General features: G+C 67.1%; 13 protein-coding genes. 1 reads left to right on the top strand and 12 read right to left on the bottom strand.

Features of this window, described 5'->3' with window-relative positions; translation table 11 throughout:
• Positions 1–100 precede the first annotated feature (100 nt).
• The 6 genes from rplI to ppsA form a co-directional block, all read right to left on the bottom strand.
• On the bottom strand, positions 101–553 hold the full coding sequence (gene rplI / locus QTI45_RS03105; RefSeq protein WP_286367286.1) for a 50S ribosomal protein L9: 453 nt from the start codon (positions 551–553) through the stop codon (positions 101–103).
• A 13-nt stretch (positions 554–566) separates the two neighbouring features.
• Entirely contained in the window at positions 567–848 is a 282-nt protein-coding gene (gene rpsR, locus QTI45_RS03100) for a 30S ribosomal protein S18 (RefSeq protein ID WP_007830781.1), read from the bottom strand.
• An 18-nt stretch (positions 849–866) separates the two neighbouring features.
• A complete protein-coding gene (priB, locus tag QTI45_RS03095; RefSeq protein ID WP_286367285.1) occupies positions 867–1,169 on the bottom strand; it encodes a primosomal replication protein N in 303 nt (100 codons plus the stop codon).
• 1 nt (position 1,170) lies between these two features.
• Complete coding sequence (rpsF, locus tag QTI45_RS03090) at positions 1,171–1,548, bottom strand: 30S ribosomal protein S6 (RefSeq protein WP_286367284.1); 378 nt, start codon at positions 1,546–1,548, stop codon at positions 1,171–1,173.
• A gap of 103 nt (positions 1,549–1,651) precedes the next feature.
• The gene (locus QTI45_RS03085; protein ID WP_286653460.1) at positions 1,652–2,146 is read right to left on the bottom strand and encodes a hypothetical protein; all 495 of its coding nucleotides are present in this window, start codon (positions 2,144–2,146) and stop codon (positions 1,652–1,654) included.
• A 214-nt stretch (positions 2,147–2,360) separates the two neighbouring features.
• The gene (ppsA, locus tag QTI45_RS03080) at positions 2,361–4,754 is read right to left on the bottom strand and encodes a phosphoenolpyruvate synthase (RefSeq protein ID WP_286367282.1); all 2,394 of its coding nucleotides are present in this window, start codon (positions 4,752–4,754) and stop codon (positions 2,361–2,363) included.
• Positions 4,755–4,941: 187 nt separating this feature from the next.
• Between ppsA and ppsR the strand changes: the two genes are divergently transcribed.
• The gene (ppsR, locus tag QTI45_RS03075; protein ID WP_286367281.1) at positions 4,942–5,763 is read left to right on the top strand and encodes a posphoenolpyruvate synthetase regulatory kinase/phosphorylase PpsR; all 822 of its coding nucleotides are present in this window, start codon (positions 4,942–4,944) and stop codon (positions 5,761–5,763) included.
• A gap of 25 nt (positions 5,764–5,788) precedes the next feature.
• On the opposite strand, the gene QTI45_RS03070 is transcribed toward ppsR, so the two are convergent.
• The 6 genes from QTI45_RS03070 to ahpF all read right to left on the bottom strand — a co-directional run bounded on the left by QTI45_RS03070 (position 5,789) and on the right by ahpF (position 13,748).
• A complete protein-coding gene (locus tag QTI45_RS03070) occupies positions 5,789–6,568 on the bottom strand; it encodes a heme ABC transporter ATP-binding protein (protein ID WP_444813247.1) in 780 nt (259 codons plus the stop codon).
• Positions 6,565–7,668, bottom strand: a complete 1,104-nt coding sequence (locus QTI45_RS03065) for a FecCD family ABC transporter permease (RefSeq protein ID WP_444813246.1) — start codon at positions 7,666–7,668, stop codon at positions 6,565–6,567. The genes QTI45_RS03070 and QTI45_RS03065 overlap by 4 nt, the downstream gene beginning before the upstream one ends.
• Positions 7,669–7,729: 61 nt before the next feature.
• On the bottom strand, positions 7,730–8,599 hold the full coding sequence (locus QTI45_RS03060) for a heme/hemin ABC transporter substrate-binding protein (RefSeq protein ID WP_444813245.1): 870 nt from the start codon (positions 8,597–8,599) through the stop codon (positions 7,730–7,732).
• On the bottom strand, positions 8,599–9,672 hold the full coding sequence (locus tag QTI45_RS03055; RefSeq protein WP_444813244.1) for a hemin-degrading factor: 1,074 nt from the start codon (positions 9,670–9,672) through the stop codon (positions 8,599–8,601). The genes QTI45_RS03060 and QTI45_RS03055 overlap by 1 nt, the downstream gene beginning before the upstream one ends.
• A gap of 24 nt (positions 9,673–9,696) precedes the next feature.
• Positions 9,697–11,916: a TonB-dependent hemoglobin/transferrin/lactoferrin family receptor gene (locus QTI45_RS03050; RefSeq protein WP_286653458.1), complete on the bottom strand. Its 2,220-nt coding sequence runs from the start codon at positions 11,914–11,916 to the stop codon at positions 9,697–9,699.
• A 254-nt stretch (positions 11,917–12,170) separates the two neighbouring features.
• On the bottom strand, positions 12,171–13,748 hold the full coding sequence (gene ahpF, locus QTI45_RS03045; RefSeq protein WP_286653457.1) for an alkyl hydroperoxide reductase subunit F: 1,578 nt from the start codon (positions 13,746–13,748) through the stop codon (positions 12,171–12,173).
• Positions 13,749–13,813: the final 65 nt, after the last annotated feature.

Genomic DNA, 13,813 nt, shown 5'->3' with positions numbered 1-13,813 from the left:
AGTGATCTTCCGGTGCAATGCGCGGGACAACCAGGCCGCCCGGAAAAAGAAAAGCCGCCCGAAGGCGGCTCTTTCACGCGCACGAAGCGCGTGGGGCGTCTTAGGCGCTCTCGCCGTAGACCGTGACCGTGATGTCGACCACCACGTCGGTGTGCAGCGCGACGCTGACCGTGCTGTCGCCGACGACCTTGATCGGGCCGTTGGGCATGCGCACTTGCGACTTCGCGACCTTGTAGCCTTGCTTGCTGAGCTCTTCGGCGACGTCGGCGTTGGTGACCGAGCCGAACAGGCGGCCGTCGACGCCGGCCTTCTGGGTCAGCTTGATGGCGGTGCCGCCGAGCTTTTCGCCCTGGGCTTGCGATTCGGCCAGCTTGGCGGCCGCAGCCTTTTCGAGCTCGACGCGCTTGGCTTCGAATTCGGCCTTGTTGGCTTCGGTGGCGCGGCGGGCGCGGCCCGAGGGAATCAGGAAGTTGCGTGCGTAACCGTCCTTGACCTTGACGATCTCGCCGAGCACGCCGAGGTTGACGACCTTGTCCAGAAGAATGACTTGCATGGTGGTTCTCTCCTTAGACGCGGTGTTGGTCGCTGTACGGCACCATCGCGAGGAAGCGGGCACGCTTGATCGCGGTGTTGAGCTGGCGCTGGTAGATCGCGCGCGTGCCGGTCAGGCGGGCGGGGATGATCTTGCCGTTTTCGCTGATGAAGTCGCGCAGGGTGTCGATGTCCTTGTAGTCGATCTCTTCGACGCCGGCGACGGTGAAGCGGCAGAAGCGCTTGCGCTTGAACAGCAGCGACTGGGTGTTGCGCTTCGGACGCTTGTCCTTGTTGAATTTCTTGAACGTGGCCATGTTTGGACCTCTAGAAAATTAATCTTGCTGAAAGTTCTGGATGTGAAGCACTGGATGCTTGCCGTTGCCCGGTGTCGCGAGGAAGCCCTGGAATCGCCAGAGGCTGCCCAGCTCCTGCCTTGCGAGCCGTTCGGCCACTGCGCCGAAGGCGACGGCCTTGATGGCCGCCTTGACCTGTCGGGGCTGGGCCGCTTCGGTCACTGTCGACTCGTGTTCGAGTCGCAGGTCGACGGCGGGCAGTCCGGCAGGCGTGTAACGCAAGGCTCCGAGTTCGGCGACGCAGGCAGTCAGCAACAGCTGATTGACCGCGGCAGTACTCACTTCATCCGTTGTTGTTGGCGGCGTACTCGGCCTGCTGGGCCTTGCGGGCCTCTTCGCGCTCGACCGTCTTCATCATCGACGACGGACCGGTGTCGGCCTTCTTCTTGACGACGGTGAGATGGCGCAGGACGGCGTCGTTGAACTTGAACGCGTGCTCGAGTTCGGCCATGACGGTCTGCTCGGCTTCGATGTTCACGCACAGGTAGTGCGCCTTGTTCAGCTTGTTGATCTGGTAGGCCAGCTGGCGGCGGCCCCAGTCTTCGACGCGGTGGACCTTGCCGCCGCCGGCCGTGATCAGGCCCTTGTAGCGCTCCAGCATGGCCGGAACCTGTTCGCTCTGATCCGGGTGGATCAGCAAGATGATTTCATAGTGACGCATTGGCACTCCTTGTGGATTTCCCCCGATGTTGTTCGAGGAAAGGGGTTGAGCCACCCGCGGCGTCAGACGTGGTGTGGCAAGGCAAAGCCGTAAATTATAGCACTCAGGCGCCGTGCAGTGCCCGCTCCAGCAGCGCGGCCTTGTCGGGCCCCACCGCGGCCTGGATCTTCGGGAACAACTCGACCAGCTGTTCGTAGGTCGATGTGCCCTCGACCGACAGGTTCAGCCTGAAGCCGCGCAGGCCCAGGCTGCCGGTCAGCTGGGTGGCGATCGGATAGGCGTCCTTGTAGCGCTGTTGAGCGGATCGACCGCCCGCGGGAGCCGCCGCGACCGGTGCCGGCACGGGCGCAGCCGCGGGAGCGGGAGCGGCGGCTGCGACGACGGGCGCCGCAGCACCGGCCTCCGCGACCAGCGCCAGCAGCCCCTGCGCCACCATCTGTTCGATCTCCTCGCGGCTCACGCCCATTCCGGCTTCGAGCACCTGGTCGACGCTGCGTTTGCCGTCGCACAGGATGAACGCCGTGCGCTGGCGCGGCGTCAGAGCGATCGAACGGTCCTTGAGAACGCGCTGCCCGGCTTCAGTCTTGACAAGAATCATGGCTTCCTCGATGCCAAGGTCAGGGAGCGCTGCAGGGCCGGGAATGGCCCCGATGCGACTTCAAGCGCCACCGCGCCCCGGGTTGCCCGGAGTTTGACATCAAAGAAGCATTTGGTTGCAAATACACCAAGCTGACACGGGGATTACAGCGTCGCCGTGAACAAAGTCGTTGCGCGGCGGTGACAAAGTTGCCCCCGCCGCCGCCTCCTGGGTCTCAGCGCTTGGCGAGTTGCTGCCAGGTCTCGATCACGCTGTCGGGGTTCAGCGAGATCGACTCGATCCCCTGCTCCGCCAGCCAGAGCGCGAAGTCGGGGTGGTCGCTGGGCCCCTGGCCGCAGATCCCGACGTACTTGCCCTGGTCCTTGCAGGCCTTGATGACCTTCGCCAGGAGTGCCTTGACGGCCGGATCGCGTTCGTCGAAGTCGGCGGCCAGCAGTTCCAGGCCGGAGTCGCGGTCCAGGCCCAGCGTGAGTTGGGTCAGGTCGTTCGAGCCGATCGAGAAACCGTCGAAGAATTTCAGGAACTCCTCCGGCAGGATCGCGTTGCTCGGCACCTCGCACATCATGATCAGCTTGAGTTCGTTCTCGCCGCGCTTGAGGCCGTGCTCGCCCAGCAGCGTGGTCACGCGCTCGGCCTGGCCCAGCGTGCGAACGAAAGGCACCATGATCTGGATGTTGGTCAGGCCCATCTCGTTGCGCACGCGCTTGAGCGCCTCGCACTCCATCGCGAAGGCCTCGCCGAACTCGCCGCTCAGGTAGCGTGCAGCGCCGCGGAAACCCAGCATCGGGTTCTCTTCCTCGGGCTCGTAGCGGCTGCCGCCGATCAGCTTGCGGTATTCGTTCGACTTGAAGTCCGACAGCCGGACGATCACCTGCTTGGGCCAGAAGGCGGCACCGATGGTGGCGATGCCCTCGGCCACCTTGTCGACGTAGAAGGCGCGCGGCGAGGCATGGCCGCGGGCCACCGACTCGACCGCCTTCTTGAGGTCGGCATCGACGTTCGGGTAGTCGAGGATCGCCTTCGGATGGACGCCGATGTTGTTGTTGATGATGAACTCGAGCCGCGCCAGGCCGACGCCGTGGTTCGGCAGCTGGGCGAAGTCGAAGGCCAGCTGCGGATTGCCGACGTTCATCATGATCTTGAGATCGATCTCGGGCATCTCGCCGCGCTGGACCTCGGTCACCTCGGTCTCGAGCAGGCCGTCGTAGATGAAGCCGGTGTCGCCCTCGGCGCAGCTCACGGTGACCAGAGTGCCGTCCTTCAGCAGGTCGGTGGCGTCGCCGCAGCCGACCACGGCCGGGATGCCGAGCTCGCGCGCGATGATCGCCGCGTGGCAGGTGCGCCCGCCGCGGTTGGTGACGATGGCGGCGGCGCGCTTCATCACCGGCTCCCAGTTGGGGTCGGTCATGTCGGTGACCAGCACGTCGCCGGCCTGGACCTTGTCCATCTCGCTGATGCTGTGGACCAGGCGCACCGGCCCGGTGCCGATCTTCTGGCCGATCGCGCGGCCCTCGGCCAGCACGGCGCCGCGGCCCAGCAGCTTGTAGCGCTGCTCGGCCTTGCCCTGCTGCTGGCTCTTCACGGTTTCAGGGCGCGCCTGCAGGATGTAGAGCTGGCCGTCGGTGCCGTCCTTGCCCCATTCGATGTCCATCGGGCGGCCGTAGTGCTCCTCAATCACCAGCGCGTACTTCGCCAGCAACTCGACGTCGGCATCGGTCAGCGAGTAGCGGTTGCGCTGCTCGGTCGGCACGTCGGTGGTCTTCACCAGCTTGCCGCTGGCGGCCTTCTCGGCGGCGCTCGCGAACTCCATCTGGATCAGCTTGGAACCGAGGTTGCGCCGGATCACGGCGCGCTTGCCGGCGCGCAGCGTCGGCTTGTGGACGTAGAACTCGTCGGGGTTCACGGCGCCCTGCACCACGGTCTCGCCGAGGCCATAGCTCGAGGTGATGAAGACCACGTCCTCGAAGCCGGATTCGGTGTCGATCGTGAACATCACGCCGGCCGCGCCGAGGTCGCTGCGCACCATGCGCTGCACGCCCGCCGAGAGCGCCACCACGTCATGGGCGAAGCCCTTGTGGACCCGGTAGCTGATCGCGCGGTCGTTGTAGAGGGAGGCGAAGACCTCCTTCATCTTGTGCAGCACGTCGTCGATGCCGACCACGTTCAGGAAGGTCTCCTGCTGGCCCGCGAAGGAGGCGTCGGGCAGGTCTTCGGCGGTGGCCGAGGAGCGGACCGCGAAACTGGCCTGGGGATTGCCCGCGGACAGGGTCGCGAAGGCATCGGCGATCGCCTTCTGCAGGTCGGCCGGAAAGGGCTGGGCCTCGACCATCGCGCGAATCTCGCCGCCGACCGCGGCCAGTGCGCGCACGTCCTCGGTGTCCAGCTTCGCGAGCTTGGCGCTGATCTTGTCGGCCAGGCCGTCGTGGGCCAGGAACTGCCGGAAGGCATGGGCCGTCGTGGCGAAGCCGGTCGGCACGCGCACGCCCTGCGGCAGCTGGGAAATCATCTCGCCGAGACTGGCGTTCTTGCCGCCGACCGACTCGACGTCGGTCATTCTCAGGTTTTCGAACGGTACGACCAGGGCGGTCGCTTCGAAGAGGTCAGACATGGGAAAGCTCCAGAAGTTGAAACTGTGGCTGCATGCGGGCGGCACAACGCGATCGTTCTTCTTGCTCTGGGCATCGGCGGGGGGTGCATGCTGAATTTGGGCCGGGAAGGCGCTCGGCTTTCCCGATAATGGGCCGGATTGTAGGCGCGGCCGGCTTTGGCGTGCCGCAGGACAAGGCCCCGAACATATGCATACACGCACAGTCTTCTTCGTTTCCGACGGCACCGGCATCACCGCCGAGACTTTCGGCAATGCCGTCCTGGCCCAGTTCGAGATGAAGCCCCGCCACGTGCGGCTGCCCTTCACGGACACCGTCGACAAGGCGCACCAGGCGGTGCGCAAGATCAACCACACGGCCGAAATCGAGGGCGTGCGGCCGATCGTCTTCACGACACTGGCGAACATGGAGGTGCTCGAGGTCATCGAGACCGGCTGCAAGGGCATGCTGCTCGACATGTTCGGCACCTTCGTCCGGCCGCTGGAGATCGAGCTGGCCATGAAGTCGAACCATCGCATCGGCCGCTTCAGCGACGTCAGCAAGAGCAAGGAATACGACGCCCGCATCCAGGCCATCGATTTCAGCCTGGCGCACGACGACGGCCAGAGCAACCGCGACCTCGAGGGCGCCGACGTGATCCTGGTCGGCGTGAGCCGCAGCGGCAAGACCCCGACCTCGCTCTACCTGGCCATGCAACACGGGCTGAAGGCCGCCAACTACCCCCTGATCCCCGAGGATTTCGAGCGCCGCCAGCTGCCGCCGGCCCTGATGCCGCATCGCAAGAAGATCTTCGGGTTGACGATCCAGCCCGAGCGCCTGAGCGAGATCCGCAACGAGCGGCGGCCGAACTCGCGCTATGCGAGCCTCGAGAACTGCCGCCACGAGGTCAGCGAGGCCGAGGCGATGATGCGGCGCGCCGGCATCCGCTGGCTGTCGACCACCACCAAGTCGATCGAGGAGATCGCAACCACCATCCTCCAGGAACTCCGGCCAGAGAGATTGACGTACTAGGCTCGCCCACAGGGGCGAGCCCCATTCACCCGAACAGGTACTGAACGGTACCGTCGGTGGCGGTCACGGGCTGGCAGGGCATGGACCACACGCGCTCGATCAACGCCGGCTGCAGCACCTCCGCCGCCGGCCCCTGGTGGAGGCCGGCGCCGCCGACCAGCACCACCACGTCGTCGGCATAGCGGCGCGCGAGGTTGAGGTCGTGCAGCACGGCGACCACGCCGACGCCCTGCCCGGCCCAGTCGCGCAGCAGGCGCATCGCGGCGTGCTGGTGGGACAGGTCGAGCGCGGCGGTCGGCTCGTCGAGCAGCAGCCAGCGGGCGGCGCCGTCTGGCCGCGGCTCCCACAGCTGGGCCAGCGCGCGCGCCATCTGCACGCGCGCCTTCTCGCCGCCCGACAGCGTGTTGAGCACCCGCGGCGCCAGCGCCGAGACGTCGGTCAGCGCCATGGCGGCTTCGATGATCGCGTCCTCGTCCCGGCTCGGCGCGCGCCGATGCGGGAAGCGGCCGAGCGCCACGATGTCCTCGGCGCTGAAATCGAAGGCGACTGCGCTTTCCTGCGGCATCAGCGCGCGACGAAGGGCCAGCGCCTCGATCTTGTGGTCGGACAGCGGCAGGCCATCGAGCAGCACGCGGCCGCGGTCCGGCCGGCGCTGGCCGCCCAGCATCGACAGCAGCGTGGACTTGCCCGCCCCGTTGGGGCCCAGGATCGCGGTCAGCCGGCCCGGCTGCAAGCTGACGTGGGCGCCCGAGAACAAGGTCTTCTCGCCAAGCCGGATCTCGGCATCGATGCATCCCAAGCTCACAGCCGCCCCCGGAAATGCCGCAGCATCAAGAGGAACATCGGCACGCCGATGAAGGCGGTCAGCACGCCCAGCGGCAGCTCGGTCGGCGCCATGGCGGTGCGCGCCACCGTGTCGGCCGCCAGCACCAGCACCGCCCCCAGCAACGCCGAGCCCGGCAGCACCACCCGATGGTCGGGCCCGGCCACCAGCCGCACCCAGTGCGGAGCGATCAGGCCGACGAAGCCGATGATCCCGGTGGTCGCCGTGACCGCACCGACGGCGAAGGCCGTCACGAGAATGGCGCGGCGCTTGACCCGCTCGACGTCCACGCCCAGCAGCGTCGCCTGGGCCTCGCCGAGCGCGATCGCATTGAGCGGCGCTGCCAGGGTCAGTCCGACGCACAGCGCGATGAACACGACCACGCCGACCAGCAGCACCGCGCTCCAGCGTGCGCCGCCCAGGCTGCCCAGCAGCCAGAACTGCAGGCTGCGCAACTGCTCGTCGGTCGCCATCACGCTGAGAAAGCCGAGGCCGGCCCCCGCCAGCGCATTGATCGCGATGCCGGCGAGCAGCATCAGTGCCATGCGCGTGCTGCCCTCGCTGCGCGACAGGCCATAGATCAGCAGCGTCACCAGGAAGCCGCCGGCGAAAGCCATGCTGACCAGCGTCCAGCTGCCCAGCGTGCGCGGCAGTGCCGGCAGCAGCCAGGCGCCGAGCACGATCGTCACGCCGGCCGCCAGCGCCGCGCCGCTGCTGATGCCGATCAGGCCCGGGTCGGCCAGCGGATTGCGGAACAAGCCCTGCATCAGCGTGCCGGCCATGCCCAGGCCGGCGCCGGCCGCGACGCCGAGCACCAGCCGCGGCAAGCGGATGTTGACGAACACGAGGTACTCGGGCGAAGGATCGGCCCCGCCATGCCACAGGGCGCCGAAGACGCCCATCAGCTGCGAGGCGCTGATGGCATAGGCACCGGAGCCGGCGCCGACGACCAGGCTCAGCAGCAGCAGGGCGAACCCGCCCGCCAGGGTGCTGCGCATCGTCAGCCGACCCTTCACGGCTGTGCCTTCGCGCTTCGCACCGATTTGCAGGCCTGTTCGGGAGCGGACTGGCACCGAGCTCATAGGTCAACCTCCGTGCTGCGCACTGCGGTGCGAGCCCCCTTCGGAACGGCCGGGCGGGGGCTCATGCCGCGCGCAGGCTCTTGTGCAGCTCGCCGACCGCGACCGGCAGGCGCGGGCCGAAGCCCAGCAGCAGCAAGGCGTCCTGGGTCACCAATGCGCGCCGCTTGAAGGCCGGCGTCAGCGCCAGCTCGGGTCGCTGCCAGAATTTCTCGGCGCCGCCGTGGGCTTCGATGCTCTGGGTGGTGGTCAGGATCACGTCCGGCGCGGCGCTGGCCATGGCCTCGGCGGTCATCGGCCGGTAGCCTTGGAAGCCCGAGAGGCAGTTGACGCCGCCGGCGAAGCCGATCATGGCGTGCGCCGCAGTCTTCTCGCCCGACACCTGCGGGCTGGCACTGTGCGAGAGCACGAACAGGACGCGCGGCTTGCGCCCCGTGTCGGCTGCCACCTGCTTTTGCACTTGCGCCCATTCGCCATCCAGCCGCGCCGTCAGCTCGCGCGCCTGCGACTCGCGCGCCGCGGCGCGGCCCACGGCCGCGACCTTGCGCTGCACCTCGCCCCAGCTGTGGTCGGCCTGGACCAGTTCCAGCACGATGCCCGCCGTGCGCAACTGGTCGAGCACGACCGGCGGCCCGGCCTCGGTGGTCGCGATGACCGCATCCGGCTTCAATGACAGCAGCCCCTCGGCGGAAAGCTGCCGCATGTAGCCGACCTTGGCGGTCTGGCGGGCTGCCTCCGGATAGAGGCTCGTGGTGTCGGTGCCGACCAGCTGGGATTCCACCCCCAGCACGTAGACCACCTCGGTGATGGCGCCGCTGATGGTCACCAGGCGCGGGGCGCGCGTGCCCTGCGCCAGCACCGGCCAGGCGCCGGCCGCCAGTGCGCTCCCGCCCAGCAGGCGCAGCGCCTCGCGTCGACCTTGCATCGTGCGCATCATGCTGTCGCCTCGAGACCCGACAGGGTGCGCACCAGCGCGCGCCAGTCTTCACGCTCGGGCTGCCCCGGCTTGCGGGCACCGAAGAACATCGCCATCAGGCCGCCTTCGTGGTCGAAGGCCTCGACCGAGGTCACGACGCCGTCGCTGGTGGGCTTCTCGACGATCCAGACGCTGTCGATCAGGTCTTCGCGCAGGTGCAGGTTGAAGCCCGGGTCCAGCACGTTGAGCCACTGCATGCCGCGCATCTCCATCGGCTCGATGCGCACCACCGGGCCGGTGTGGATCTGGATGCAGCCCGGGCTGCCGACGAAGACCATGATCGGCGTGCCCGAGAACGAGGCTTCGTTGAGCAGTTCGCGCACCGCGAGGCGGCTTGCGCGCTTCGTGAAGCCGCCTTCGGTCAGTCGGAAGCTCTGCTGGCGCTCGACCTCGAACTTGTTGAGCAGGCCGAAGAACTGGTGGGTGTCGGTCATGCCGCCCCAGGCTTCTGCCAATGCGGCGCGATCGATCTCGCCGTCGGGCCGCGGCGCTGCCTTGGGCTCGGCGGGCGCGAAGGCCACGGCCTGCTGCGCGTCGGAGTGGGCTTGCGCGACCGACTCGAAGGCGTCGCGATCGCTGGCGTCGCGGGCAAAGATCTTGTGGACCGCCACGCCGCTGGCATCGAAGAACTGCAGGCTCAGCGAGGCCGGCTGCTGCGCATTGGCGGCCGCCTCGCTGACGAAGAAGCCGGCATGCCAGCGGCTGAAGAAGAGCCGCAGGTCGATCTCCTCGCCGAGCGCGAGTCCCATCTGGGCACCGCCGGAGAGGTTCCGGTAGACGCCGGTCTTCTCGTGCACCGTCGAGGTGTTGCGCGTCAGGGCCAGCACCGGTCCGCACAGCTCGAGTGCCTGCAGCAGTTCGAGCCACGGGCCGCGCAGCGGCGTGGCGCGCAACGCCTGCTCGTGCGCGCCCGCATGGGCGGCGATGGCCTCGCCTTCGCTGATGCCGAGCGCCTCGGCCGCGTCCTTGTGGCGTTTGCCCTCGGCGCGCAGGGCGGCGAATCGTTGGCGAATCAGGTCATGGGACATCATGAGTTCTCTTCTTTCGTGAGGGGGTCAGAAATCGGCGACGAGCGACACGTTGAAGTGCCGGCCGGGCTGGGTGTAGGCATCGACGACGGGCGAACTCGCGGCGAGACCGCGCACGTCGCTCCACATCCAGTACTTCTTGTCGGTCACGTTGATCAACGCGACGTTCAGGCGCAGGTCGCGCCGGATGCGCCACTGCGCATTCAGGTCCAGCGTGGTGGCCGAGGGAGTCAGGAACTGCACGCCGGTGGTGACCTCGGCCGGATCGACATCGCTGCGCTTCTTGGCCGCGTAGTGGACCGCGTCGAGGCGCACGGTCCAGGTCGGGGCCTGGTACTTGAGGCCGGCGACGAACTTCTCCGGCTCGACCGAGTTGAGCGGGACGTTCGCCGTGCGGTCCTCGCCGTTGGTGCGCCCATAGGCGAAGGGCAGCGAGAAGCCGGTGCCCTCGCGGGTCCAGTCGAGCTCGCCCTTGAACTCGAAGCCGTCGATGCGCGCGCGGCCGATGTTGACCGACTGGAAGGTCGCGGGATTGGTGCGCGAGCCGAAGACGCCGCTGACCTGGCGATCGTTCTCGATCATGTCGTCGTAGGTGCCGGTGAAGACCGCCGCCTCGAAGTTCAGGATGCCGACGCGGCCGCGCGTGCCGAGCTCGAAGTTCTGGCTCGTTTCCGGCTTGAGGTTGGGGTTCGGGATGGTCCGGTAGCCCGACACCACGTTCTCGAAGAAGTTGTTGACCTGGAAGGCGTTGGGTGCCTTGAAGCCCGCGGCGTAGTTGCCGTAGAGGGTCCATTGCGGCGTGGCACGGAACAGCACGCCCAGCTTCGGCGAAACCGCCGAGTCGGACAGCGAGACCGCGCGAGGGGTGAATCCGGCCTGGTCGGCATCGATGTCGAAATGGTCGAAACGCACCCCGGGGGTGATGCTCCATTGGTCATGGATGAATTCGTCCTGGATGTAGAAGGCCGCGGTCTTCTCGGTGGTGTCGGGAAAACGCTTCAGAGGATAGACCTCGCCGACGGGCGGCACCAGGCCGGTCTGCAGGTTCTCCACCTGCGTGTTCGTGTAGTCGAAGCCGTAGGTGATGCGCTGCGACCAGTCGCCGGACATCCGCAGCGTCTTGTCGGCCTGCAGCCCGGCCTGCCAGGTGTTCTCGCTGTAGTCGACGTCGCGCATCCGGGTGGCAGACCGGTAGCGCGTCTCCCAGGCCTGCTCGCGCGAATCGGCCTTCTGGTAGCTGAGATAACCCAGCACGTTGTCGGCCAGCACCGAGTTCACACGCAGCCGGCCATCCCAGGTCAGGCGGTCGCGCTGCAGGTTGGTCAGGGCGCCGAGGCCGATCACCGAGGTCGCCGTCAGCGGCGGCTTCGAGATGCCCGAGAGCAGGTCATAGCCGGTCGACCTGGCCACATGCTCGAAGGTGAGGTTGTGCGTCAGGTCTGCATTCGGCGTGACCACCACCTTGGCAAGCAGCGACTGGGTGTTGCTGAGCTCGGGATTGGGCGCCGTGCGGTCCGAGTTGCGGGCGTAGTTGGTGCCCATGTTCTCCAGCTCGTGGGTACGGCTGCCGTTAGCGGAGATCAGCCAGCTGACCGTGTCGCTCGCCTTGCCTGCCATCGTGACGCCGCCCTGCCAGCCGTTGTTGTCGCCGCTGTAGCCGACGTTCGCGCTGCCGCCGAAGGTCTTGCCGTCGGCCAGGAAGCTCTCGGGCTGCCGCGTGATGAAGTTCACCAGGCCGGCCAGGCCGTCCGATCCGTAAAGTGCCGACACCGGGCCCTTGATGATCTCGATCCGCTCGATCAGCCCGAGGTCGAAGTAGTCGCGGCCGAAGGCATTGGCGCTGAAGACATAGCTGCGCGGCATGCGGATGCCGTCGGTCATCAGCAGCACGCGGTTGCCGTCGAGGCCGCGGATGTTGAAGCCCGCGTTGGCGTCGCGGCCGGTGTTGCCGGTGGCCAGTCCGAAGCGCGCGGGCGCGCGGCGCACCGACACGTTGGGAATGTCGCGCACCGCATCGCGGATGTCGTGGATCTGCTCGAACTCGATCTGCTGCCGATCGATCACCTCGACCGTCGCCGGGATGTCGTCCCTGCTCTGCTCGGAGCGCGTGCCGCTCACCACGATTTCGCCGAGTGCCGCGATGCGGGCCGGGCCGGCTTCCTGAGCGAGCGAATGGGTGCTGAAGGCAGAAGCGATCAGCCAGGGAAGAAGTCGAAGTCGATGCGAGAAGGCGTTGGAGCGTGACACGTGGAGTCCAGGGACAGCGTTTGGAGAAGCTGCTTGCTGGACCACGCGCCGGGTCGGCGCACCTCGATCTGGCTGGCGGGTGAACGGGCTAAGTGCCCGACCCGTACTATATGAGAATAATTCTCATTAGTAATTAAATGTCACTCTTTTTTTGGGGGCGATCGAGGCGCTTCCGCCTCCGGAAAGCTCTCGATGTGACGACGAAAATGCGCCCGCTCTTCACCGCCCCGGAAGGGCGATGAAGAGATGCCGGGTCAGGCCGCGACGGCCTCTTCGGCCGGCGCCGACGTACGGATCAGGTGATCGAAGGCGCTCAGCGCCGCCTTCGCGCCATCACCGGCGGCGATGATGATCTGCTTGAACGGCACCGTCGTCGCATCGCCGGCCGCGAACACGCCCGGCACCGAGGTCTGGCCCTTGTTGTCGACCACGATCTCGCCGTGCTTGGACAACTCCACCGTGCCCTTGAGCCAATCGGTGTTCGGAATCAGGCCGATCTGGACGAACACGCCCTCGAGCGGCACCGTGTGGCTCTCGCCCGTCGCACGGTCCTTGTAGACCAGGCCGTTGACCTTCTGCTTGTCGCCCGTGATCTCGGTGGTCTGCGCGTTGGTGATCACCTTCACGTTGGCCAGGCTGTGCAGCTTGCGCTGCAGCACGGCGTCGGCACGCAGTTGCGTGTCGTACTCGATCAGGGTCACGTGGCCGACGATGCCGGCCAGGTCGATCGCCGCCTCGACGCCCGAGTTGCCGCCGCCGATGACCGCCACGCGCTTGCCCTTGAACAGCGGACCGTCGCAGTGCGGGCAATAGGCCACGCCCTTGTTCTTGTACTCGTGCTCGCCCGGCACGTTGATGTTGCGCCAGCGCGCGCCGGTCGAGATCACGACCGAGCGGCTCTTCAGCGTGGCGCCGCTCTGCAGCTGGATCTCGATGAAGTCCTCGCCCGGGACCAGCGCCGCGGCACGCTGCAGGTTCATGATGTCGACGTCGTAGTCGCGCACATGCTCCTCGAGCGCGAGCGCGAACTTGGGGCCTTCGGTCTCGCGGATCGAGATGAAGTTCTCGATACCCATGGTGTCGAGCACCTGGCCGCCGAAGCGCTCCGAGGCCACGCCGGTGCGGATGCCCTTGCGCGCGGCATACACCGCGGCGGCGGCGCCGGCCGGGCCGCCACCGACGATCAGCACGTCGAAGGGCTCCTTGGCGGCGATCTTCCGGGCCTCGCGCTCGACGCCGCTGGTGTCGATCTTGGCGAGGATTTCCTCCAGGCTCATGCGGCCCTGGCCGAACTCGGTGCCGTTCAGGAAGACGGTCGGCACGGCCATGATCTGACGCTCCTTGACTTCGTCCTGGAACAGCGAGCCGTCGATCATCGTGGCCTTGATGCGCGGGTTCTGCACCGCCATCAGGTTCAGCGCCTGCACCACGTCCGGGCAGTTGTGGCAGGTCAGCGAGATGTAGATCTCGAACTCGAAGTCGCCGTCGAGCGAGCGGATCTGCTGCAGCACGGCCTCGTCGACCTTGGGCGGGTAGCCGCCGACCTGCAGCAGCGCGAGCACCAGCGAGGTGAATTCATGGCCCATCGGGATGCCCGCGAAGCGCGGACCGTGGTTTTCGCTGGGCCGGTTGATCGAGAAGGAGGGCTTGCGATGCTGGTCGTCGCGGCTCTCGGTGACTTTCACCAGCGGCGACGATTCGGCCACGTCCTTCAGCAACGCCTGCAGATCGCCCGACGCCTTGCTGTCATCGAGCGATGCGACGATCTCGACCGGCTGCGTGATGCGATCGAGGTAGCTTTTGAGTTGCGATTTGGTGCCGGCGTCGAGCATGGTTAAACCTTCTTCTTCAATGCAATGGGAACGAAAAAGCCCGGGAGCGAACGCAGCCCGGGCTC

Origin of the sequence: Variovorax saccharolyticus, from assembly GCF_030316765.1 — a bacterium.
Taxonomy (GTDB): domain Bacteria; phylum Pseudomonadota; class Gammaproteobacteria; order Burkholderiales; family Burkholderiaceae_C; genus Variovorax; species Variovorax saccharolyticus.
The sequence above is the reverse complement of the archived record's forward strand: the minus strand, read 5'-3'. Positions and strand labels throughout refer to the sequence as shown.

Bases quoted from the DNA above. Each gene is read 5' to 3' on its own strand.
- rpsR (WP_007830781.1), bottom strand. From the start codon at position 848: ATGGCCACGTTCAAGAAATTCAACAAGGACAAGCGTCCGAAGCGCAAC.
- QTI45_RS03055 (WP_444813244.1), bottom strand. From the start codon at position 9,672: ATGATGTCCCATGACCTGATTCGCCAACGATTCGCCGCCCTGCGCGCC.
- QTI45_RS03065 (WP_444813246.1), bottom strand. From the start codon at position 7,668: ATGAGCTCGGTGCCAGTCCGCTCCCGAACAGGCCTGCAAATCGGTGCG.
- rplI (WP_286367286.1), bottom strand. From the start codon at position 553: ATGCAAGTCATTCTTCTGGACAAGGTCGTCAACCTCGGCGTGCTCGGC.
- ppsR (WP_286367281.1), top strand. From the start codon at position 4,942: ATGCATACACGCACAGTCTTCTTCGTTTCCGACGGCACCGGCATCACC.
- QTI45_RS03060 (WP_444813245.1), bottom strand. From the start codon at position 8,599: ATGCGCACGATGCAAGGTCGACGCGAGGCGCTGCGCCTGCTGGGCGGG.
- ppsA (WP_286367282.1), bottom strand. From the start codon at position 4,754: ATGTCTGACCTCTTCGAAGCGACCGCCCTGGTCGTACCGTTCGAAAAC.
- ahpF (WP_286653457.1), bottom strand. From the start codon at position 13,748: ATGCTCGACGCCGGCACCAAATCGCAACTCAAAAGCTACCTCGATCGC.
- rpsF (WP_286367284.1), bottom strand. From the start codon at position 1,548: ATGCGTCACTATGAAATCATCTTGCTGATCCACCCGGATCAGAGCGAA.
- QTI45_RS03085 (WP_286653460.1), bottom strand. From the start codon at position 2,146: ATGATTCTTGTCAAGACTGAAGCCGGGCAGCGCGTTCTCAAGGACCGT.